The organism is Curtobacterium herbarum (assembly GCF_016907335.1).
GTDB lineage: Bacteria > Actinomycetota > Actinomycetes > Actinomycetales > Microbacteriaceae > Curtobacterium > Curtobacterium herbarum.
In genome coordinates, this window is sequence record NZ_JAFBBT010000001.1 from 3270037 (window position 1) to 3289884 (window position 19848).

Genomic DNA, 19848 nt, shown 5'->3' on the forward strand with positions numbered 1-19848 from the left:
ACAGGATCTGCCCATGCGGCTCTCCGTAGGCTGTGAGGTGCCAAGAGAGCCGGACTGCAGCCCGACCCCCGAGGAGGTGCCCCTGTGTTCACCGTCCTCATCGCGTTCGGCGTCATCGCACTCGTCGTCCCCGCGCTCACTCCCCTGCTGGGGCGTCGCGTCTTCTTCGTCGCCGCCCTCGCACCCGCCGCCGCCGCGGTCCTCACGCTGACCCAGACCGCTCCGGCGCTCGGAGCCGGCGTCACGGAACGCGTCCGCTGGATCCCGCAACTCGCGCTCGACCTGGCCTTCCGGGTGGACGCCCTGTCGTGGGTGCTCGCCCTCGTGGTCACCGTGGTCGGCGCACTCGTGCTGGTCTACTGCGCGTCGTACTTCCCCGACGACGAACCGGGTCTCGGTCGCTTCGCCGGCGTCCTGACCGCGTTCGCCGGGTCGATGTACGGCCTGGTGATCGCCGACGACGTCATCGTGCTCTTCGTCCTGTGGGAGGCCACGACGGTCTTCTCCTACCTGCTCATCGGGCACGACGCGATGAAGCGGGCGAGCCGGGCCGCCGCCATGCAGGCGCTCGTCGTCACCACGGCCGGCGGACTCGCGATGCTGGCCGGGCTCGTCGTGATCTCGGTCGCCGCCGGCACCACCTCGCTCTCCGGCATCATCGCCGCACCGCCGACCGGCACGGCGGTCACGGTGTCCGTGATCCTCGTCCTGGTCGGCGCGCTGACGAAGTCCGCCATCGTGCCGTTCCACTTCTGGCTGCCCGCCGCGATGGCCGCGCCGACCCCGGTGAGCGCCTACCTGCACGCCGCCGCGATGGTGAAGGCCGGCATCTACCTGGTCGCCCGCCTGGCCCCCGCGTTCGCGCTGCTCGACGGCTGGCGCGAGACGATCACCGTGCTCGGGGTCCTCGGCATGCTCGTCGGCGGGTACCGGGCGCTCCGGCAGACCGACCTCAAGCTGCTGCTCGCCTACGGCACCGTCGCCCAGCTCGGGTTCCTCGTGCTCACCGCGGGCTGGGGCGTGCCGGAGATCGCCCTCGGCGGGGTCGTCCTGCTCGTCGCCCACGCCACGTTCAAGTCCACGCTGTTCCTGGTCGTCGGCACGGTCGACCACGTCAGCGGCACCCGGGATCTCTGGAAGCTCAGCGGTGTCGGTCGACGGCTGCCCGGGCTGGCGGTCGTCGCGGTGCTCGCGCTCGCCTCGATGGCCGGCATCCCGCCGCTGATCGGCTTCGTCGCGAAGGAAGCCGTGCTCGGCGGCTTCCTCGAGGAACTGCACGGTGCGGACGCCGGCTGGGCCTGGGTCGCACTCGTCGGCGTGACGATCGGATCGGTCCTGACCGTGGCGTACTCGTGCCGGTTCTTCTGGGGCACCTTCGCCCGGAAGTCCGGGGTCGCCCAGACCGAGCCGCACGCGCTGCACGGGCTCTGGGTCGTCCCCACCGTGCTCGGTGTCGCGGGGCTCGTCCTCGGGCTCGCCACCCCGTTCGTCGCGCACGGCTTCGAGTCCGCCGCCACCGCCGCACGACACGGCAGCGGCGAGGTCGGGCACCTGGCGCTCTGGCACGGGTTCGAGCCGGCGCTCGGCATCTCCGCCCTGACCCTGGTCGGTGGTGGCGTCCTGTTCCTGCTCCGCACCCGGGTCGAGGCCGTCCAGCACCGCCTGGCCGGGTCGCCGTCCGCGTCCGCCAACTACCGGCGGCTGATGCGCGGACTCGACCGGTTCGCGACCTGGCTGACCGCCAGCCTGCAGCGCGGTTCGCTGCCCTACTACCTGACCGTGATCCTGTCGGTGTTCGTCGCCGGCGCCCTGGCGAACCTCGTCGTCGGCGGTCCGTGGGCGTTCCACATCCGCTTCGCCGACACCTGGGGCCAGCTGCCCGTCGTCGTCGTGATGGCGATGGCCGCGATCGCCGTCCTCGCCGCGAAGACCCGGTTCGCCGCTGCCGTCCTGGTCGGCGTGACCGGCTACGGCACCGCGATCCTGTTCCTGCTGCACGGCGCGGTCGACCTCGCCCTCACCCAGCTCGTCGTCGAGACCGTCACGCTCATCGCGTTCGTCCTGGTGCTGCGCCGACTGCCCCCGCGGATCGGCACCGCGAACCCGTCGCGCTTCCGGGTGCTCCGGGCACTGTTCGCCGCCCTCGCCGGGCTGACCCTGGCGATCGTCGTCGTCGTCGCCGCGTCCGCCCGGACCGCCGAGCCGCTCTGGCCCGACCTGCCGGCGCTGACCAGCTCCTTCGGGCACGGCCTGAACGTCGTCAACGTCGCCCTCGTCGACCTGCGCGGCTGGGACACCCTCGGCGAGCTGACCGTGGTCGTGGCCGCAGCGACCGGTGTCGCGAGCCTGATCTTCGTGCGGTCCCGCGAGGACACCCTGCCCCGGCTCCGGGACATGCCGTCCGCGGTGGCCAGCGGCGACGACCGGGCCGACGGCGAGCCGCGGGCCTGGCTGCCCACGAGCGCCGCGATCCCGACCGGCCGCTCGGCGCTGCTCGACATCGTCGTCCGCCTGCTGTTCCACGGCCTCGTCGTGCTGTCGGTGTACCTGCTGTTCGCCGGACACAACTCGGCCGGCGGCGGCTTCGCCGGCGGGCTCGTCGCCGGCATCGCCCTCGCCGCCCGCTACCTGGCCGGTGGTCCGGCGGAACTCGGGGCCGCGGCACCGATCCGCGCCGGTCGACTGCTCGGGCTCGGGGTCGCCACCGCCGGCATCACCGCCATCACGCCGATGTTCTTCGGCAAGGACGCGCTGTACTCCGAGTTCTTCGAGGCGACCGTCCCCGTCCTCGGCCACGTCGAGTTCGTCACCGCCACGTTCTTCGACATCGGCGTGTACCTGGTCGTCGTCGGACTCGTGCTCGACGTGCTCCGCTCGCTCGGGGCCGAGGTCGACCGCCAGCGCCTCGAGGACCGCCGCGTCCCCACCGCCGACACCTTGGAGGGACCCGCATGACCGTCACCCTCGTCCTCGTCATCGCGATGGCCGTGCTGTTCTCGTGCGGCGTCTACCTGCTCCTCGAACGCTCCCTGACCCGGATGCTGCTCGGGTTCCTGCTGCTCGGCAACGCCCTGAACCTGCTGCTCCTGACGATGTCCGGCGCCGCGGGCGACCCGCCGATCGGCACGACCGCGGACGGGATCACCGACCCGCTGCCCCAGGCGTTCGCCCTGACCGCGATCGTCATCACCTTCGCGGTCAGCGCGTTCCTGCTGGCCCTGATCCACCGCTCGTGGCGGCTGTCCCGCGCCGACGAGGTCCAGGTCGACGAGGCCGACGTCGCGATCCGCACCGACCGGCACGACCCGGCCGACGACGACCCCGAGCTCGCCGAGGACGACAGCCCGACGCGGCACGACCCGAAGTCCCCCGAGGACGCGGACGACCCGCACGAGACCACCCCGCACGAGACCGAGAGCAGGCCCCGCACGTGACCTTCCTCGTCCCGCTCCTGGTCCTCGTCCCGCTGCTCGGCGCGGCCGTCGCGCTCGGCCTGCTCCGCCACCAGCAGCTGCAGCGCGCCATCACGGTCGCGGTGCTGGTCATCGCGGTCGCGGTCGCCGTCACCCTGATGGTCCTGGTCGACCGGCACGGCACGATCGTCGTGCAGGTCGGCGGCTGGCAGGCCCCGTACGGCATCTCGCTCGTCGTCGACCGGCTGAGCGCCCTGCTCCTCACCGTGTCGAGCTCGGTGCTGCTCGTCGTCCTGCTGTTCTCGATCGGCCAGGGCCTGGCCGACGACGACGAGGACGCCCCGGTCACGATCTTCTACCCGACCTACCTGGTCCTGGCGGCGGGCGTGCTCGACTCGTTCATCGCCGGCGACCTGTTCAACCTCTACGTCGCGTTCGAGATGCTGCTGGTGGCGAGCTACGTGCTCATCACCGTCGGCGGCAGCGTGCAGCGTGTCCGCGCCGGCACGACGTACATCGTCACGAGCCTCATCGCGTCGTCGATCTTCCTCGCCGCCATCGGCCTGGTCTACGGCGCGACCGGCACCGTGAACATCGCGCAGATCAGCCAGCGGGTGGCGGAGCTGCCGGACCACGTCCAGCTGCTGCTGCACACCATGCTGCTCATCGGCTTCGGCATCAAGGCCGCCGTGTTCCCGCTGGCGTTCTGGCTGCCCGACTCGTACCCGACCGCCCCGGCACCGGTCACCGCGGTGTTCGCGGGTCTGCTCACGAAGGTCGGCATCTACGCGATCATCCGGCTCGAGACGATCATCTTCCCCGGACCGCAGCTCAACGGGGTCCTGCTCGTCGTCGCCGTCCTGACGATGGTGGTCGGGGTGCTCGGCGCGGTGTCGCAGACCGACGTGAAACGGCTGCTGTCCTTCACGCTCATCAGCCACATCGGGTTCATGGTGATGGGCATCGGCCTCGGCTCGGTGGTCGGCACCGCGGCCGCGGTGTTCTACACGGTGCACCACATCGTCGTGCAGACCACGCTGTTCCTGGTCTCCGGCCTGATGGAACGGGTCGGCGGCACCACGTCCACCCGCTCGCTGGGCGGCCTCCTGAAGGCGGCACCCCTGCTCGCGGCGCTCTACCTGATCCCGGCGTTCAACCTCGGCGGCATCCCACCGTTCTCCGGGTTCATCGGCAAGCTCGGGCTGTTCCGCGCCGCGGCCGAGGACGGCTCCCCCCTGGCCTACGTGACGATCGGTGCCGGGGTCGTGACGAGCCTCCTGACCCTGTACGCGCTGATGCGCGTCTGGGACGCGGCGTTCTGGCGGCCCAAGCCGGCCGCCGAGGCCGCCGCCCCGCACGCCAGCGTCGCCGAGCCGCACGAGCACCTGCGCGCCCCGGAACCCGCGCCGGTCACGGTCCCCGAGACGGACACCGAGGGCCGGCCAGGAGGCCCGTCCGACGCGGGTGCACCGGCTGCGGTCGTCCGCGCCCCGGCCGGCGACGGCTCGGTCGCGACGCTCGACGACCCGACGCGGTCGGACGCCCACGACCACGGCAGCGCGCCGACGAACGAGGAGGCGCGGGCGAAGCTGCCGCCGATGCTCGTCGCGGTGACCACCGTCGCCGTGCTCGGTTCGGTGGCGCTGACGGTCCTGGCCGGGCCGCTGTACGGCTACGCGACGCGGGCGGCAGAGTCGCTCGAGTCCCCCGACCGGTACGTGCAGGCCGTCCTCGGCGGTGCGACCCGATGAGCGACGTCAGGCGGTTCACGAACGCCCGCCGGATGGCGCTGGCGTGGCGGTACGACGTGCCGCTCGTCCTCGGGCTCACCGTGCTGTGGGCACTGCTCTGGGGCAGCTGGACCCCGCTGACGCTGCTGTGCGGTGTCGTCGTCGCCCTGCTCGTCACCCAGTCGCTGCCGTTGCCGCCGGTCCCGCTGTCCGCCCGGTTCTCGGTCGTGCACGTCGTCCGGTTCCTGCTCGTCTGGGCCGGGTACGTCGTCGTCGCGTCCTTCCGGGTCGCCTGGGTCGCGATCCGGCCGCGCGGGGTCCGGAAGAGCTCGATCGTCCTGGTCCAGCTGCACACCACCTCGGAGATGACCTTCACGCTGTCCACCATCGCGATCTCGCTCGTCCCCGGCTCCTACGTCATCGACGAGGACCTGCGCCGCCGACGTCTGCTGCTGCACGTGCTCGACACCGAGCGGACCGAGCAGGTGGACGACGCCCGCCGCGAGGCCCTGCGCATCGAGGCACTCGTGATCCGCGCGATCGGTTCGGCGCAGGACGTCTCCGAGCTGTCCGAGCCGCTGCCCGAGGTCGTCCGGTGAGCGCCGCCGTGATCGTCCTGGCCGTCGGGATCGCCCTGGTCCTGGCGTTGCTCGGTGCCACCCTCGTGCTGGCGGTCGGGCGGATCGTCCGCGGTCCGACGATCCTCGACCGGATGATCGGGTCGGACATGGTGCTCACCACCGTCCTGCTCGTCATCGCCGCAGCCATCGTCGTCCGCCAGGACCCGAGCGCCGTGCCGGTCCTGGTCGTGATCGCCGCGACGAGCGTCTTCGCGACCGTCGCCGTCGCCCGCGCCGTCACCCCGTCGACCGACCCGGACGACGAGGGCATGGACGCCACCACACCCGAGCACGCCGTGCAGGCCGCCGACGAGGCCACGGCCGACGGTCAGGCGGACGACGCGCACGCCACCGACGACGGCCACACCGCAGGAGGCCAGCGATGACCGAGATGACCGACGTGCTGCAGGCGTTCCTCGACGACGCCGGCATCCGGGCGTGGATCGCCCTCGGCCTGCTGCTCGTCGGCGCCGCGCTGTCACTCGGTGCGGCGATCGGCATCGTCCGCTTCCCCGACCCGCTGGTCCGACTGCACGCGATGTCGAAGCCGCAGGTGCTCGGGCTGGCCTGCTGTCTGGCGGCCGTCGTCGTCGCGGTGTGGACCTGGTCCGTGCTGTGGATGGTGATCCCGGCGATGGTGTTCCAGCTCGCGCTCGTGCCGGTGTCGACGCACATGATCGCCCGCGCGGGACTCCGCTCGGGCGACTACCGGCACGAGGACCTGCTGGTCGACGACACGGAGTGACGCCGGAGCGGGACGGTCGTCTCAGTCCTCGTCGGCGTCGTCGACGTCGTTCTGGCGTCTGATGAACGCATCCATGTTCGGCACCGTGAAACTGACGTACCCGCGGCGCTCCGAGAAGATGATGCCCTTGTCGATCAGGGACTGACGCACCGGGCTCAGCGAGGAGGCAGGCTTCTCGAGCGCTGCAGCGATCGATGCGGTACTCGCGGTGTTGCCGCTGACCGCCACGATGGCGTTGAGGTACCGCCGTTCCAAAGGAGTCGTCCGGTCCCATCGTGCTGGGAAGAACCCCTGGTCGAGATCGGCGTTGCCCTCCTCGATCCCTGCCATGGCGGACATCGCGTCGATGACACGATCGGGAGCGAGCTCCCAGACGGCCTTCCCGTACGTCTGCAGGAAGAACGGGTACCCGTTGGCGGCGCCGAGGAGCTCATCGAGCGCTCCGCTCGTGAAGCGAGCGCCGAGGTCCTCCGCCGGCTTGGTCAGCGCGGCTGCAGCGGCTGCCGCAGGAAGCGCGCCGACCTCCCGGATCGTGAACCGTTCGGCGTACGACCGGGCCTCGGCGAGGGTCCGCCGGAGCGTCGAGAGGCCTGCACCGATGATGTAGAAGGGCCAATCCTGTTGACCGGCGCGATGCTGCACTGCGAGGAGGGCCGTCAGCAGGTCCTGGTCGAGGTCCTGCATCTCGTCGATGAAGATCGCGAACGCGCTCTGGTTCTTCTGCAATGGCACGACGAGGTCCGCGATGAGTTCTTCGAGGTCGACCTCGATGAGTCCAGAGTTCGCTCGATGGAGCGAGGCGTCCACGCCGAGCGTCACTCCTGTGCCGCCGATCGTCGCGGAGAACGAAGTGATGCTCGCCAGTGCTTCGCGCACCTCTGCTGTGGCGTGCTTGAAGCGGGCCATCTTCCGACCAGCCATCGCGATGCCGCGGGCGAGGGAGTGGCGAGCGATGACCTTCCCGGGCTCGCCTGGCCGTGCTTCGAGTTGCACCGTCACCCATCCCGCTCGTTCGACGATGTGCTGCAACCTCGACAGCAGCACGGTCTTCCCGACACCCCGGAGTCCGTAGAGGATCAGCCCACCGTCGTTCCGACGACGGTGGCTGTGTGCGACCATCAAGTCGACGAGATCGATCTCGGCCTGTCTGCCCACGAGTTCCGGTGGGCGGATCCCCGCACCGGGTCGATAGGGGTTGATGAGCGGGTCCATCGTCGGATTCTACCGAAGTATCGGAGCGTATAGCGAAAACGCTATAAACCCCCGGCGGCCTGAGCTGGACGGGCGCGCCCCCACTCAGCGCAGCGCGTCGCGGCGGGACAGCACCAGGTTGGCCGCACCCGCCAGCACGACGACGGCGGCCGAGAACGCCGGGAACGCCATCGCGGCCGGGGTGCCGGCACGCTCGGCGACCTCGCCGACGACCGCACTGGCGATCGACTGCCCGACGATGACCGCCGAGCCGAGGATCGTCATCGTCGTCGCCGAGCGGCCCACCGGCGAGCGGTCGGACCCCAGGCTGTACTGGGTGACGAGGGTCGGACCGATGCCGATGCCCATCACGGCGAGGACGATCCCCACCGCCAGCACGGAGCTCGCGCTGGCGAAGACGATCGCCGACCCGAGCAGCACGACGCCGAAGAGCAGCCACCGCCAGCCGAGCCGGAAGGCCCGGGGGAACGCCGCCGAACCGAGCGCGAGCCCGGCCGAGCCGATGCCCATCAGTCCGTAGAGGAGCCCGGCCCGCGAGGACCCGCCGTGGTCCGCCATGAACGCGGTCAGTGCCGTCAGCGTCGAGCCGAAGAAGAACCCGATGCCGAGGATGCCGACGACGACCACCACGAGTCGGGGCCGCAGGAGCTGCCGGGCCGGCGCCGGACGCGGATCGGACGCGTGCCCGAGGGTGAGCCGGCCGGTCGGGTGCAGGGCGAACGCGGTGACGAAGACGAACGTCAGGACCGAGGCACCGGCGACGGCGACCCACGGCGCGATGGCGCTCGCCAGGACGCCGACCAGGAACGGTCCGACGATGAAGACGGTCTCGTCGGCGGCGGACTCGTACGCCATCGTGCCGCTGAGCACCCGCTCGTGCCGCTTCGGTTCCATCCGGTTCCGGATGATGGCGACGAGGCGGGTGCGGGACATCGGCGCGACCTGCGGGGCACTCGCCCCGATGAGGAACGACATCGCCAGGACGGCCAGGTCGGGAGCGCTGCTCTGCACGACGAACGGCAGCGCACCGAGCAGCACGGCGTTGGCCAGGCCGACGGGCACGAGCACGGCGCGCTGCCCGTACTTGTCGGCGGCGGCACCGACGAGCGGCCCGAACAGCGCGGAGCCGATGCCGACCGAGGCGGAGTTGATGCCACCGAGGGCGACCGAGTCACGTGCGGCGACGACGAGCGTCAGCACGCCGACGACCATCATCGCGAACGGCAGTCGCGCCACGAAGGCGATGGGGAAGTAGGACCGCCCGGCGAGGGCGATCAGGGACGCGCTGGAGGAACGCGGTTGGAGCATGGTGGGGGTGTGCCTTCTCGGCCCGCCCTGATCGAGCGGACCCATCGGGTGCCGCCGCTGTCCGCCGGGGTGCCGGCGTCCGGTAGATACACGGTTGTTGCTGGTTTGCGTGTCCAGGGTACCTGCCGGACGCACGGCGCATCCAGGGACCGGCGCCGGGCCTCCCGTCAGGAGGGAGTCAGCCGCGACGACCAGCTCGGGCAGCGAACGCGTCGAGGGCCGCGAGGACCTCGTCGCTCCGGTACACGCGTGACCGGAGCGAGTACTCGGACTTCGCCCGCAGCACTCCCGCTGCCACCAGGGTGTCGAGGGCGCGGTAGACGTTCACGGCCGGCCCGAGGGCGACGGCGAGCGTGCCGGCGGTGACGACGGGCTGTCGGGCGATGACCTCGAGGACGCGCCAGACGGCGGAGTCACTGCGGGACCGGACCGTGGCCCGCCAGCGCTCCTGCACGGCGTGCACGTCGTCGACCAGGACGGACGCGTTCTGCACGGCACGGAAGCACGCTTCGGCCGTGGCTGTGACGATCGCCTCGACGTCGCCAGCGCGGTAGGCGTCGAGCGCAGCGTGGTAGCCCGCGGTGTCGGTGAGCAGCCCGGCGGACACGGGGATGGTCACGTTCCGCGTCACGCCGGTCCCTCGGAACATCGCCTGCATGAGTGCCCGTCCGGTCCTGCCGTTGCCGTCCGTGAACGGGTGGACCGTCTCGAACTGGGCGTGCACGACGGCGATCTGGACGAGCCGTGGCAGGTCCGTCCGACGCGCGAAGCGCATGACGTCGTCGATGAGCCCCGGCACGCGTTCGGCTCGGGGCGCGACGAAGTCGGCACCGTCGGGAGAGTCGGCGGACCGGCCGATCCAGACCGGCTCGTCTCGCCAGGCGCCGGCGTCGTGGTTCGGGTCGCCGTCGAGCAACGCGGCGTGCATCGACAGGACGGTCTCCGTCGTCAGCTCGTCGGCCAGGTCCAGTGCAGCTTGCATCGCCCGGGTGTTCGCGACGATCTGGGCGGCGTTCTGCCGGGAGGTGTCCCCGAGCTCGGCGGTGAAGACCGCGCGCGCACTGGCGGTCAGGTGCTCGATCTGCGACGAGGCGGCCGCTTCAGAACGCATCAGCAGCGGCGCGAAGGCAGCGATCTCGCCGCCGAGCCCGGCATCGAAGCGGACCAGCGCCTCTGTTGCCTCGTCGACCACTGCGGCGGTCGCGGAGGACACCGTCGGGTCGAGGTCCGCGATGAACGGGGGGACGGCGGCGCGGTAGGTGTGCCCGACGGTGGCCCTCCGGCTGACGGCGACACCGAAGCCGGCGTACCGGGACTCGAACCACAGTTCCTCGGAGTCGATCGCGGGCCATGCCATGTCGTGCTCCGCTCGTCGGTCACCTGTCAGCTCGCGGGCCGCGAGTTCGACACTTAGCTTACCAAGTGTCGAACTCGCGACCCGCTGGTCACACCTGCGGGCGCTCCAGAGACTGGTCTGGTCAGGAGACCTCGCCGGAGCGGGCCCCCGCCCAGAGGTCGACGTCGGTGATGCCGACGCTGTGCTCGTCGATGGTGCGGAGTTCGTCGTCCGAGAACGACGTGTTCGCGAGCGCGGCGACGTTGTCCTCCAGCTGCTCCACCCGGGAGGCGCCGATCACCAGAGATGTGACGCGCTCGTCCCGCAGGGCCCACGCCAGGGCGAGCTGCGCCATCGTCTGCCCGCGGGACTCGGCGACGGCGTTGAGCGCACGGAGGTGCTCGACGACCTCGGGCGTGATGGAGGACGGGTCGAGCGACTTCCCGGCCGCGGCGCGGGAGCCCTCGGGCACGCCGTCCAGGTACTTGCCGGTGAGCAGCCCCTGCGCGAGCGCGGTGAACCCGATCACGCCGAACCCGAGCTCGCCGGCTGCGTCGAGCAGCCCCTCGGTCTCGATCCAGCGGTTCAGCATCGAGTACGACGGCTGGTGGATGAGGAGCGGCGTGCCGAGGTCGCGGAGGATCGCGGCGGCCTGGCGGGTGCGCTCGGCGTCGTAGGACGAGATGCCGACGTAGAGCGCCTTGCCCTGCTGGACGGCGGTGTGCAGTGCACCCATCGTCTCCTCGAGCGGGGTGGAGGCGTCGAGGCGGTGCGAGTAGAAGACGTCGACGTAGTCCAGCCCGGTGCGGCGCAGCGACTGGTCGAGCGAGGCGAGGACGTACTTGCGCGAGCCGCCGCCCTGTCCGTAGGGGCCGGGCCACATGTCCCAGCCCGCCTTCGTCGACACGACCATCTCGTCGCGGTAGGGGGCGAAGTCCTCACGCATGAGCCGGCCGAAGTTCTGCTCCGCGGCACCGTAGGGCGGGCCGTAGTTGTTCGCCAGGTCGTGGTGGGTGATGCCGAGGTCGAACGCCCGGCGGCTCACCGCACGCTGGGTCTCGAACGGCACGTCGTCGCCGAAGTTGTGCCAGTAGCCGAGGGAGAGCAGCGGCAGGTCGAGGCCCGAGTGCCCGGTCCGCCGGTAGGTCATCGAGTCGTAGCGGTCGTCGGCCGCGATGTAGGTCATGGACCCGAGCCTGCCACGGGGTTACCGTGGGCCACACCCGACGAAGGAGTCGACCATGGCAGCGCACGACGAGACGTCCGGCAGCACCTTCACCGATGAGGAACGCGCCGCGATGCGCGAACACGCGACCGAGGTGAAGGCGAGCCGGAAGCGCGGGACGACGAAGGCCGAGAAGGCCGCGCTCGACGCCCAGGCCGTGGTCGAGAAGATCGCCGCGATGCGCGAACCCGAGCGGGGTCTGGCGGAACGCATCCACCGGGTCGCGCTGGCGGCAGCGCCGGACCTGGCGCCGAAGCTCTGGTACGGCATGCCCGCGTACGCGAAGGACGGGGCGGTCGTGTTCTTCTTCCAGGACGCCGGGAAGTTCGGGGCCCGCTACTCGACGCTGGGGTTCCAGGACCCGGCGACGCTCGACGACGGGTCGTTCTGGCCGACCGCGTTCGCGGTGACGCCGGAGTTCTCGGACGCCGACGAGCAGACGGTCGCCGGGCTCATCCGGCGCGCGACGGCCTGAGTCCGTCCTCGATCCGCTCGAGCAGGCCGACGGCGGACGTCACGGCGGCGGTGTCGATCCCCTGCCCGTCGAGCGCGCTCCGGAGGGTCGCCGCCCACCGCGACCGCAGCAGGGCGACGCTCTCGGCCGCGCGGGCCGTCGGGAACAGCTGCGCCGTCCGCGCGTCGTCCGGGTGCGCACGACGCTCGACCATGCCCTTCGCGACGAGCGACCCGAGGGCGACGCTGAGGTTGCTCCGCCGCAGCGCGGTCGCCTCCGCCGTGGCGCTCGGCGTGGTCCCCGGGTTCGTGTCGACCCACCGCATCACCATGACCTCGGTGCCCGTGAGCGGCACGACGTCGAGGGCACGCGGACCGGTCGGGTCGAGCTCCCGTGCGACGCTGAGGACGACGTCCGCCAACCGGGCGAGCACGTCGTCGGAGGTCACGGTGGTCATCCCTGAACCGTAACCGGCGCTGGTGGTACCGTTCCCGGGAACGACGGCCGAGCGGTCAGTGCCGGGCGGTCCGGGAGGGTCCGCGCAGGAGCGGGATGCGCGGCATCGCCCAGTCCACCCAGACGAGCCGCGCTGCCGGCGCGACGGCGAGCGCCCACACCACGGACGCGACGACGTCCGTCGGGTAGTGCACGGCGTCGATGGTGAGCGAGAGCACGACCACCACGACGACGACCGTGCCGAGCGTCACCGCGAGGGTGTGCCACCGGGTGTCGCGGAGCACCCAGGTCAGCGCGATGACGATGGCCAGGATGAACACGGTGTGACCGCTCGGGTACGAGGGGTCGGGCTGCGTGGCGAACGGGTACGGCAGCAGCGACGTGTCCGGCCGGGGGCGGTGGACGAGCTCCTTGACGAGGTCGGAGGGCACCCAGGTGATCGCCACGGTGCCGGCGAACGCGGCCGCGGGCCGGACGTCCCGCTGCACCGCCCAGAGCACGCCGGTGACGACGATCGTGATGCCGATCGCCGGAGCCGGACTGATCACGTGGTAGACCGCCGTGGTGACGGCCCCGAGCGGACCGGTGTGCAGGGTGTTCAGCGCATGTGCGAGACCGAAGTCGACGTCGCCGAGCACGAAGCCGACGATCGTGATGACGATCACGGTGCCGAGGGCGATCGCGATCGTCGCGAGCGGGTACGGCGTGCGGACGAGGATGCCGGTCGGCGCGTGCTCCCTGCGGGCAGACGGCTCCTGGCGGGCAGGCGTCGGTGCGGGCGCGTCGGTCATCCGCTCATCCTCCCAGCCCACGCACTGCTGCCGTGCCGGGAGTTCCGCCCGGCAGATCAGAGAGCGCTCAGCCCGGCCTCGACGGCCGGGCCGACGACGAGCCGCCGCACCTGTGCCGCCGCCCCGAGCGCGACGGCGTCCGCCCCGAGCGCCGACTGCTCGACCCGGATCGTCGCTCCGCTGACCGGGGGCTCGTCCGCAAGCACCGCGACGACGGCCGGCGCGAGCAGGTCCCACGAGCGGGCGACCCCGCCGCCGATGACGACCGTCGTCACGTCCAGGATCCCCGCGGTGAGCAGGACGGCGCGGGCGACGCCCCGCCCGGCGGTCGCGAACACGGCCTGCGCGTCCGGGTCCCCGGCGCGTGCGGCCTCCGCGACCTGGTGGGTGCCGAGTCGTCGGCCGGTGCTCGCGGCGTACCGGTCCGCCATCCCGCGGGCGCCGGCGACGGTCTCGAGGTGTCCGCGCTGGCCGCAGGTGCAGCGGGTGTCGCCGAACCCGGGGACGTGGCCGATCTCGCCGGCGGCGCCGTGCGGTCCGCCGAACAGGGTGCCGCCGAGGACGAGCGCGCCGCCGACGCCGGTGCCGAGGGTCATCCCGAGCACGTCGGGCTCCCCCGCGACGGCGCCGGCCGCGACCTCGCCGAGGAGGAACGCGTTCACGTCGTTGTCGAGCGTCGCCGGCACCCCGAGCCGTGCGGTCACGGCGTCGGTGACCCCGTACCCGGCCCAGCCGGTGAACGAGTTCGCGGTGACGAGCACCGTGCCCGTGGTCGGGTCGACGACGCCGGCCGCGCCCACCCCGACACCCGCCAGGGAGGCCCGGTGCCGGTCGAGCAGGGACCGCACCGTCGCCTCGGCCGCGTCCAGGATCGCGTCGCCGCCGTCGTGCGCTGGTGTCGGCAGGTCGATGCGGTCGAGGACCTCGAGGTCGGTGGTGGCGAGGAGCACCTTCGTGTTCGTCCCGCCGACGTCGATGCCTGCGACGACCTCCGCACTCACGGGGCCACCGCGGCCAGTGAGGCCAGGCGGGCGGTCCGGCGCTGCCGTTGCACCACCGGGTCCGGCACGGGGACCGCGGCGAGCAGACGTCGGGTGTAGTCGGTCGTCGGGTGCAGCAGCGTCTCGCCGGTCGGCCCCTGCTCCTCGATCGCTCCGGCACGCATCACGACGACCCGTTCGGCGAACTGCTGCACGACGGCGAGGTCGTGCGAGACGAACAGGCACGCGAAGCCCAGGTCGGCCTGCAGGTCGGTGAGGACCTCGAGGACGGCCTCCTGCACGCTGACGTCGAGGGCACTGGTCGGTTCGTCGGCGACGAGCAGCCGCGGGTCGAGCACGAGCGCCCGGGCGAGGCTGACCCGCTGCCGCTGTCCGCCGGAGAGCTCGCGCGGGGCGCGGGTGGCCAGGGCGCGCGGCAGCCGGACGGCGTCCAGGACCTCGTCCACCCGGCGGCGACGGTCGGCGGCCGAGGTCCGACGACGGTGGATGGCGAGCGGTTCGGCGATGCACTCGCCCACGGACATCCGCGGGTCGAGCGAGGCCACCGGGTCCTGCAGCACGACGCCGATGCCGGAGCGCAGCGCCAGTCGGTCGCGTCCCCGGGTGCGGCGGAGATCGGAGCCGAACAGCCGGACGCTGCCGGCGGTGGGGCGGACCAGGCCGAGCGCGACGCGGGCGGCGGTGGACTTGCCGGAGCCGGACTCGCCGACCAGGCCGACGGTCTCCCCGGCGTGCACGGCGACGTCGATGCCGCGGAGGGCGTGCACCGCGCGGGCGCCGCGGCCGAAGGTGACCGACACGTGACGCAGGTCGACCGCCGGGGCCGGGGCGGGCCTCCCGTCCGGTTCGTCGGCGGACGCCGGCCGGTCCGCGACCACGGGCCGCTCGGCCGACGACGCGGCGGTCTGGAGGCGCGGCACGGCGGCCAGCAGCCGCTCGGTGTACTCGTGCTGCGGCCGGAGCAGGACGTCCTCGACCCCGCCGGTCTCGACGATCGAGCCCTGCAGCATCACGGCGACGCGGTCGGCGAAGTCCGCGACGACGCCCATGTTGTGCGTGACGAGCAGCACGCCGGTGCCGGTGTCGGCGGCGAGCGCGCGGAGCAGCTCGAGGATCTCGGCCTGCACCGTGACGTCGAGCGCCGTGGTCGGCTCGTCCGCGATGAGCAGCGCCGGCTCGTTGGCGATCGCCATCGCGATGACGACACGCTGTCGCTGCCCGCCGGAGAGCTGGAACGGGAACGCCCTGGCGCGGTCCTCCGGGGACGGGATGCCGACGCGGCGGAGGAGTTCGACGGCCTCGGCCGCTGCGGTCGCGGCGGACACCGGGCGGTGGTTCCGGATGACCTCGGCGATCTGCTTGCCGACCCGGGTGAGCGGGTCGAGGGCGGTGGCGGGCTCCTGGAACACCATCGAGACGGTCCGGCCGCGCAGGGCTCGGAGCGACGGCTCGGACGCACCGACGACCTGGTGTCCGTCGACGACGGCGCTGCCGGTGACGGTGGCGTTGCCGCTGAGCAGCCCCATCGCGGCGAGGGCGACGGTGGACTTGCCCGAGCCGGACTCCCCGACGAGGGCGAGGGTCTCACCCGGGGCGACCGTCAGGGAGACGCCCTGGACGGCGTGCACGTCGCCGGACTCGGTGCTGAAGTGCACGCCGAGGTCGTCGACGGCGAGGATCGGTTCGGTGGCGGTCATCCGCGGCCCTTCACGTCGAATGCGTCCCGGAGTCCGTCGCCGACGGCGTTGAGCGCGCAGACGACGAGGATCACGGCGAGTCCCGGCGGCACGATGAGCCACCAGCGACCGGAGTAGGCGGCGGTGAGTCCCGCCGAGAGCATGCCGCCCCAGTCCGTGGCCGGCGGCTGCACGCCGAGGCCCAGGTAGGAGACGTAGGCGACGAGCAGGATCGCGTCGGCCACCTGGAACGTGGCGGCGACGACGATGGTCGACACCGAGTTCGGCAGCAGGTGCCGCCCGATGGCGCGGGCGTGCGAGCCGCCGATGGCGCGGAGGGTGAGCACGAAGTCGCGGTTCTTCAGCGTCAGGGTCTCGGCGCGGATGAGCCGGGAGGGCACGAGCCACGACACGAACCCGAGGATCACGATGAGCCCCCAGACGCCGGGCGTGGTGATCGCCGAGATGACGAGCAGGATGAACAGCGCCGGGATCGCGATGCCGGCGTCGACGATGCGCATCATGACCGCGTCGACCCAGCCACCGACGTACCCGGCGACCGCACCCCACAGCGTGCCGACGACGGTGGCCAGGATGCCGGCGGCGATGCCGACCATGAGCGACACCTTGCCGCCGTACATCAGGCGGCCGAGGACGTCGTGGCCGACGGCGTCGGTGCCGAGCAGGTGGGCGCCGCCAGGGCTCTGGTTCGCCTGCTGGAGCATGGTGTGGGTCTGGTCGGTCGGGTACAGGAACGGGCCGACGAAGCAGAACAGCACGATGACGACGAGCACGACCAGGCCGATGACGGCGAGGGTGTTGTGCCGGAAGCGCCGGGCGGCCAGCCGGAAGCCGGTGGCGGCGACCGTGACCGGTGCGCCGGGGGCCTCGGGGGCGAGTCGGACGGTGGTCATGCGCGGCCTGCCTTCACTCGCGGGTCGATCAGGGACTGTGCCACGTCGGCGAGGAGCGTGCCGATCACGGTGGCGACGGAGATGACGAGCACGCAGCCGAGGAGTGTCGGGTAGTCCGACGTCTGCGCCGCGTTCCAGAACAGCAGTCCCATGCCGGGGTAGTTGAACAGCTGCTCGGTGACGAGCGCGCCGCCGAACAGCACCGGCAGGTAGTAGCCGAGCATCGCGACGACGGGCGTCAGCGAGTTCCGGAACACGTGCCGGCGGAGGATCGTCGCCGTCGACGAGCCACCGGCGCGGGCGGTGCGGACGTAGTCCTCCTGGAGGTTCTCCAGCGTCGCCGCGCGCATGTACCGGCTGAAGACGGCGATCATCGCGAGCGCGCCGGTGAGCACCGGCAGGACGAGTCCGGCGGGCTGCTGGAACACCTCGGCGAGGGTGGTGCCGCTCGGCGCCTGGGAGGGCAGCCACGGCAGCTGCTGGCTGAAGACGATGATGAGCACCAGGCCGAGGAAGAACGCGGGCGTCGAGTAGAAGACGAACGCCAGGGCGGTGGCGGCGTAGTCGATCGCGCCGTTGCGTCGGGCGGCCTGCCACATGCCGACCGGGATCGCGATGACGATGCCGAGCACGGCGGAGAGTCCGGTGAGGACGAGGGTCTTCGGGATGCGCTCCTGGATGAGCTGCGAGACCGGTTCGTTGAGCGTGTACGAGGTGCCGAGGTCGCCGGTGAGCAGCCGTCCGAGGAACCGGAGGTACTGCACGGGCAGCGCCTGGTCGAGGCCCTGCGCCTGGTTGAACGCGGCGATCTGGGCGGGGGTCGCGGAGACGCCGAGCACGCCGCGGGCGGGTCCGCCGGGCAGCGCGTGCAGCAGGCAGAACACGACGATCGTGACGATGAGGATCACCGCGAGCGCCTGCAGGAGGCGGCGGGTGAGGTAGAGGGCAGTGGTCATGCGGCTTCCGATGGTCGGGTCCGGGACGTGGGGAGGACGGGAGGCGCGGTGCGCGTCGGACGCACGCCGCGCCTCCCGTCCGTGGTCACGTTGCTACTTGCTCCACTTCCACTGGGCGGGGTGGAAGTTCGCGAGCGAGTCCTGGTCGAAGCCGGTCAGGCCGCTCTTCTTGACGGAGATCTGGTAGTCCGGGCTGGGCAGCCAGATCACGGGCAGGTCCTTCGCGACGGCGGCGCTGTAGTCCTGCACGGCGCTGGCGTCGGTGGAGGTGGTCGTCGCGTCGATGAGCGCGTCGACCTGCTTGTTCGAGTAGCTGCCGAAGTTCGCCGAACCGCCGGTGGAGAACAGCGCCTCACCGGTCGGGTAGGCCGGGAAGTACCAGCTGCCCGCGGTGCCGAAGAACGACAGGTCCCACTTGCAGCTCGACTCGTCCGACGTGCAGGTCGGGGTCTGCGACAGGACGCTCGACACCGGGGCCGTCTTGATCGTGAAGCCGATGCCGGTCTTCTCGAGCGACGACTGGATGGCGCTCATCATGTTGTCGGTGACGGTCGAGCCGGACTGCGAGAGCACCGACATGGTGAACTTCGTGCCCGCGGCCACGCCCTCGCCGCACTGGCTGGACGACGTGCCCGGGTCGGTGCAGACCATCGTGCCGCCCTGCTTGGTCCAGCCGTGGCTCGTCAGCAGTGCCGCGGCCTTCTTCGTGCTGAACGGGTACGGGTTGTCCTTCTGCACGTCGGAGACGTAGTCGGACTCCTGCGCCTGCGGGATCGGCCCGTAGGTGGAGGTGGCGGTGCCGTTGAAGACGACCTTCGACAGGCTCTTCTGGTCGATCGACATCTGCACGGCCTGGCGGGCGTACAGCTGCTTGAACACGGCGCCCATGTCCGGGTTGTTGAAGTTGTACGGCATGTACGTGATCGCCCAGCCGGTCCACGGGTCGACCTCGTAGCCCTTCGACGTGAAGGAGTCCTTCTGGTCGAGGTCGGTGGCGTTGATGTAGCCGTAGTCGACCGCCCCGGAGCGCAGTGCGTTCGTCTCGGCGTCCGCGGTGGTGAAGGGCAGCAGGTTGACCGTCTTGATCGACGCCTTCTCACCGCCGTCGTACTTCGGGTTCGCGGTCAGCTGGACCTTGCCGGCGGTCGTGAACGACGACAGGCCGTAGGGGCCGGAGATCGTCTTCCACAGGGCGTCCGAGTCGTAGTCGGCGATCTTGCCCGCGGCGGTGTTGAGGAACTTCCAGACCTGCTTCGCACCGGTCGTGGTGCGGTCGGCGTCGGTCACGGACCCGGAGGCACTGGTCTTGTCCCAGGCGTGCTGCGGCAGCGGGATGATGTAGCTCAGCTGGTTGGCGAGCATCCAGTCCTTGTTGTACGCCTTGTCGAACGTGATCGTGAAGTGCGTGTCGTCGACGGTCTTGAAGGACGTCCAGTTGTCCGGCGCCTTGCCCTCGGAGTACGAGCCCCAGTCCTTCTCGTTCGCCTTGATCAGGTTGAACCAGAACTCGACGTCGCGGCTGGTGATCGGCTTGCCGTCGGACCAGTGCCGGTCGCCCAGGGTGATCGTGACGCTCTTGCTGTCGGGCGCGAAGTCGGCGGCGGTGGCGACGGAGCCGGCCTTGTCCCACCCGATCTTGCCGGTGGACCCGTCGTAGGCGATCAGGCGCTCGTACAGCGACTGCGCGATCGAGCCGTTGTTCGTGTTGAGGTGCGCGGCGGTCCCGATCGGCAGGATCCAGTTCGGCGTGAAGTTCGCCGGCAGCGCGTAGTTGATCTCGTCGGACTTCGCGCTGGTGGTGGCGGAACCGCCCCCGGAACACCCGGCGAGCAGTGCGCTCACCGCGAGCGCGGCTCCGGTGAGGAGGGCCCAGCGACGGGGCTTGGTCATGCGGTGTCTCCTTGTGCGAGGACGCCACCGTGCGGCGTCGGGGGAGGTTCGGGAGGCGGCGTCCGGACCGGGTCCGGGTGCCAGGCACAGTCAATGGCCGAAGTCGTTGGAAAAACAAACG

General features: G+C 71.5%; 18 protein-coding genes. 7 read left to right on the top strand and 11 right to left on the bottom strand.

The window, feature by feature from the left end:
* Positions 1–84 precede the first annotated feature (84 nt).
* From JOD51_RS15575 to mnhG, 6 genes are read left to right on the top strand one after another with little or no spacing between them, the layout of a single operon-like run.
* A complete protein-coding gene (locus JOD51_RS15575) occupies positions 85–2955 on the top strand; it encodes a Na+/H+ antiporter subunit A (protein ID WP_204610109.1) in 2871 nt (956 codons plus the stop codon).
* Entirely contained in the window at positions 2952–3434 is a 483-nt protein-coding gene (locus tag JOD51_RS15580; RefSeq protein ID WP_204610111.1) for a Na(+)/H(+) antiporter subunit C, read from the top strand. Before JOD51_RS15575 ends, JOD51_RS15580 begins: the two co-directional genes overlap by 4 nt.
* Positions 3431–5164, top strand: a complete 1734-nt coding sequence (locus JOD51_RS15585) for a Na+/H+ antiporter subunit D (protein ID WP_204610113.1) — start codon at positions 3431–3433, stop codon at positions 5162–5164. Before JOD51_RS15580 ends, JOD51_RS15585 begins: the two co-directional genes overlap by 4 nt.
* The gene (locus tag JOD51_RS15590; RefSeq protein WP_204610115.1) at positions 5161–5742 is read left to right on the top strand and encodes a Na+/H+ antiporter subunit E; all 582 of its coding nucleotides are present in this window, start codon (positions 5161–5163) and stop codon (positions 5740–5742) included. The genes JOD51_RS15585 and JOD51_RS15590 overlap by 4 nt, the downstream gene beginning before the upstream one ends.
* Complete coding sequence (locus JOD51_RS15595) at positions 5739–6149, top strand: MrpF/PhaF family protein (RefSeq protein WP_204610117.1); 411 nt, start codon at positions 5739–5741, stop codon at positions 6147–6149. Before JOD51_RS15590 ends, JOD51_RS15595 begins: the two co-directional genes overlap by 4 nt.
* On the top strand, positions 6146–6508 hold the full coding sequence (mnhG, locus tag JOD51_RS15600; RefSeq protein ID WP_204610119.1) for a monovalent cation/H(+) antiporter subunit G: 363 nt from the start codon (positions 6146–6148) through the stop codon (positions 6506–6508). The genes JOD51_RS15595 and mnhG overlap by 4 nt, the downstream gene beginning before the upstream one ends.
* Before the next feature lie 21 nt (positions 6509–6529).
* On the opposite strand, the gene JOD51_RS15605 is transcribed toward mnhG, so the two are convergent.
* The 4 genes from JOD51_RS15605 to mgrA form a co-directional block, all read right to left on the bottom strand.
* Positions 6530–7720 carry an ATP-binding protein gene (locus JOD51_RS15605; protein ID WP_204610121.1) on the bottom strand — a complete coding sequence of 397 codons (1191 nt, stop codon included), beginning with the start codon at positions 7718–7720 and terminating at the stop codon, positions 6530–6532.
* Positions 7721–7804: 84 nt separating this feature from the next.
* The gene (locus JOD51_RS15610) at positions 7805–9028 is read right to left on the bottom strand and encodes an MFS transporter (RefSeq protein WP_204610123.1); all 1224 of its coding nucleotides are present in this window, start codon (positions 9026–9028) and stop codon (positions 7805–7807) included.
* Positions 9029–9206: 178 nt separating this feature from the next.
* Positions 9207–10385 carry a Fic family protein gene (locus JOD51_RS15615; RefSeq protein ID WP_204610125.1) on the bottom strand — a complete coding sequence of 393 codons (1179 nt, stop codon included), beginning with the start codon at positions 10383–10385 and terminating at the stop codon, positions 9207–9209.
* 121 nt (positions 10386–10506) lie between these two features.
* Positions 10507–11550 carry an L-glyceraldehyde 3-phosphate reductase gene (gene mgrA, locus JOD51_RS15620; protein WP_204610127.1) on the bottom strand — a complete coding sequence of 348 codons (1044 nt, stop codon included), beginning with the start codon at positions 11548–11550 and terminating at the stop codon, positions 10507–10509.
* Positions 11551–11605: 55 nt separating this feature from the next.
* Between mgrA and JOD51_RS15625 the strand changes: the two genes are divergently transcribed.
* Positions 11606–12064 carry a hypothetical protein gene (locus tag JOD51_RS15625; protein ID WP_204610128.1) on the top strand — a complete coding sequence of 153 codons (459 nt, stop codon included), beginning with the start codon at positions 11606–11608 and terminating at the stop codon, positions 12062–12064.
* Here the strand turns inward: JOD51_RS15625 and JOD51_RS15630 are convergent.
* The 7 genes from JOD51_RS15630 to JOD51_RS15660 form a co-directional block, all read right to left on the bottom strand.
* A complete protein-coding gene (locus JOD51_RS15630; RefSeq protein ID WP_204610129.1) occupies positions 12042–12500 on the bottom strand; it encodes a MarR family winged helix-turn-helix transcriptional regulator in 459 nt (152 codons plus the stop codon). The genes JOD51_RS15625 and JOD51_RS15630 overlap by 23 nt on opposite strands.
* Positions 12501–12555: 55 nt before the next feature.
* Positions 12556–13290 (bottom strand): phosphatase PAP2 family protein, encoded by a 735-nt coding sequence (locus JOD51_RS15635; protein WP_204610132.1) that lies wholly within the window; start codon positions 13288–13290, stop codon positions 12556–12558.
* 56 nt (positions 13291–13346) lie between these two features.
* Positions 13347–14291: an ROK family protein gene (locus JOD51_RS15640; protein ID WP_204610134.1), complete on the bottom strand. Its 945-nt coding sequence runs from the start codon at positions 14289–14291 to the stop codon at positions 13347–13349.
* Complete coding sequence (locus JOD51_RS15645) at positions 14288–15988, bottom strand: dipeptide ABC transporter ATP-binding protein (protein ID WP_204610136.1); 1701 nt, start codon at positions 15986–15988, stop codon at positions 14288–14290. Before JOD51_RS15645 ends, JOD51_RS15640 begins: the two co-directional genes overlap by 4 nt.
* The gene (locus JOD51_RS15650) at positions 15985–16881 is read right to left on the bottom strand and encodes an ABC transporter permease (RefSeq protein WP_204610144.1); all 897 of its coding nucleotides are present in this window, start codon (positions 16879–16881) and stop codon (positions 15985–15987) included. Before JOD51_RS15650 ends, JOD51_RS15645 begins: the two co-directional genes overlap by 4 nt.
* Positions 16878–17837 carry an ABC transporter permease gene (locus tag JOD51_RS15655; RefSeq protein ID WP_204610146.1) on the bottom strand — a complete coding sequence of 320 codons (960 nt, stop codon included), beginning with the start codon at positions 17835–17837 and terminating at the stop codon, positions 16878–16880. The genes JOD51_RS15650 and JOD51_RS15655 overlap by 4 nt, the downstream gene beginning before the upstream one ends.
* 93 nt (positions 17838–17930) lie before the next feature.
* Positions 17931–19727, bottom strand: coding sequence for a peptide ABC transporter substrate-binding protein (locus JOD51_RS15660; RefSeq protein WP_204610148.1), 1797 nt, complete (start codon positions 19725–19727; stop codon positions 17931–17933).
* Positions 19728–19848: the final 121 nt, after the last annotated feature.

What these genes read in the sequence shown, in the direction of transcription:
- JOD51_RS15580 (WP_204610111.1), top strand. Translation starts at nt 2,952, where the DNA reads ATGACCGTCACCCTCGTCCTCGTCATCGCGATGGCCGTGCTGTTCTCG.
- JOD51_RS15590 (WP_204610115.1), top strand. Translation starts at nt 5,161, where the DNA reads ATGAGCGACGTCAGGCGGTTCACGAACGCCCGCCGGATGGCGCTGGCG.
- mnhG (WP_204610119.1), top strand. Translation starts at nt 6,146, where the DNA reads ATGACCGAGATGACCGACGTGCTGCAGGCGTTCCTCGACGACGCCGGC.
- JOD51_RS15605 (WP_204610121.1), bottom strand. Translation starts at nt 7,720, where the DNA reads ATGGACCCGCTCATCAACCCCTATCGACCCGGTGCGGGGATCCGCCCA.
- JOD51_RS15610 (WP_204610123.1), bottom strand. Translation starts at nt 9,028, where the DNA reads ATGCTCCAACCGCGTTCCTCCAGCGCGTCCCTGATCGCCCTCGCCGGG.
- JOD51_RS15615 (WP_204610125.1), bottom strand. Translation starts at nt 10,385, where the DNA reads ATGGCATGGCCCGCGATCGACTCCGAGGAACTGTGGTTCGAGTCCCGG.
- mgrA (WP_204610127.1), bottom strand. Translation starts at nt 11,550, where the DNA reads ATGACCTACATCGCGGCCGACGACCGCTACGACTCGATGACCTACCGG.
- JOD51_RS15625 (WP_204610128.1), top strand. Translation starts at nt 11,606, where the DNA reads ATGGCAGCGCACGACGAGACGTCCGGCAGCACCTTCACCGATGAGGAA.
- JOD51_RS15630 (WP_204610129.1), bottom strand. Translation starts at nt 12,500, where the DNA reads ATGACCACCGTGACCTCCGACGACGTGCTCGCCCGGTTGGCGGACGTC.
- JOD51_RS15635 (WP_204610132.1), bottom strand. Translation starts at nt 13,290, where the DNA reads ATGACCGACGCGCCCGCACCGACGCCTGCCCGCCAGGAGCCGTCTGCC.
- JOD51_RS15645 (WP_204610136.1), bottom strand. Translation starts at nt 15,988, where the DNA reads ATGACCGCCACCGAACCGATCCTCGCCGTCGACGACCTCGGCGTGCAC.
- JOD51_RS15650 (WP_204610144.1), bottom strand. Translation starts at nt 16,881, where the DNA reads ATGACCACCGTCCGACTCGCCCCCGAGGCCCCCGGCGCACCGGTCACG.
- JOD51_RS15655 (WP_204610146.1), bottom strand. Translation starts at nt 17,837, where the DNA reads ATGACCACTGCCCTCTACCTCACCCGCCGCCTCCTGCAGGCGCTCGCG.
- JOD51_RS15660 (WP_204610148.1), bottom strand. Translation starts at nt 19,727, where the DNA reads ATGACCAAGCCCCGTCGCTGGGCCCTCCTCACCGGAGCCGCGCTCGCG.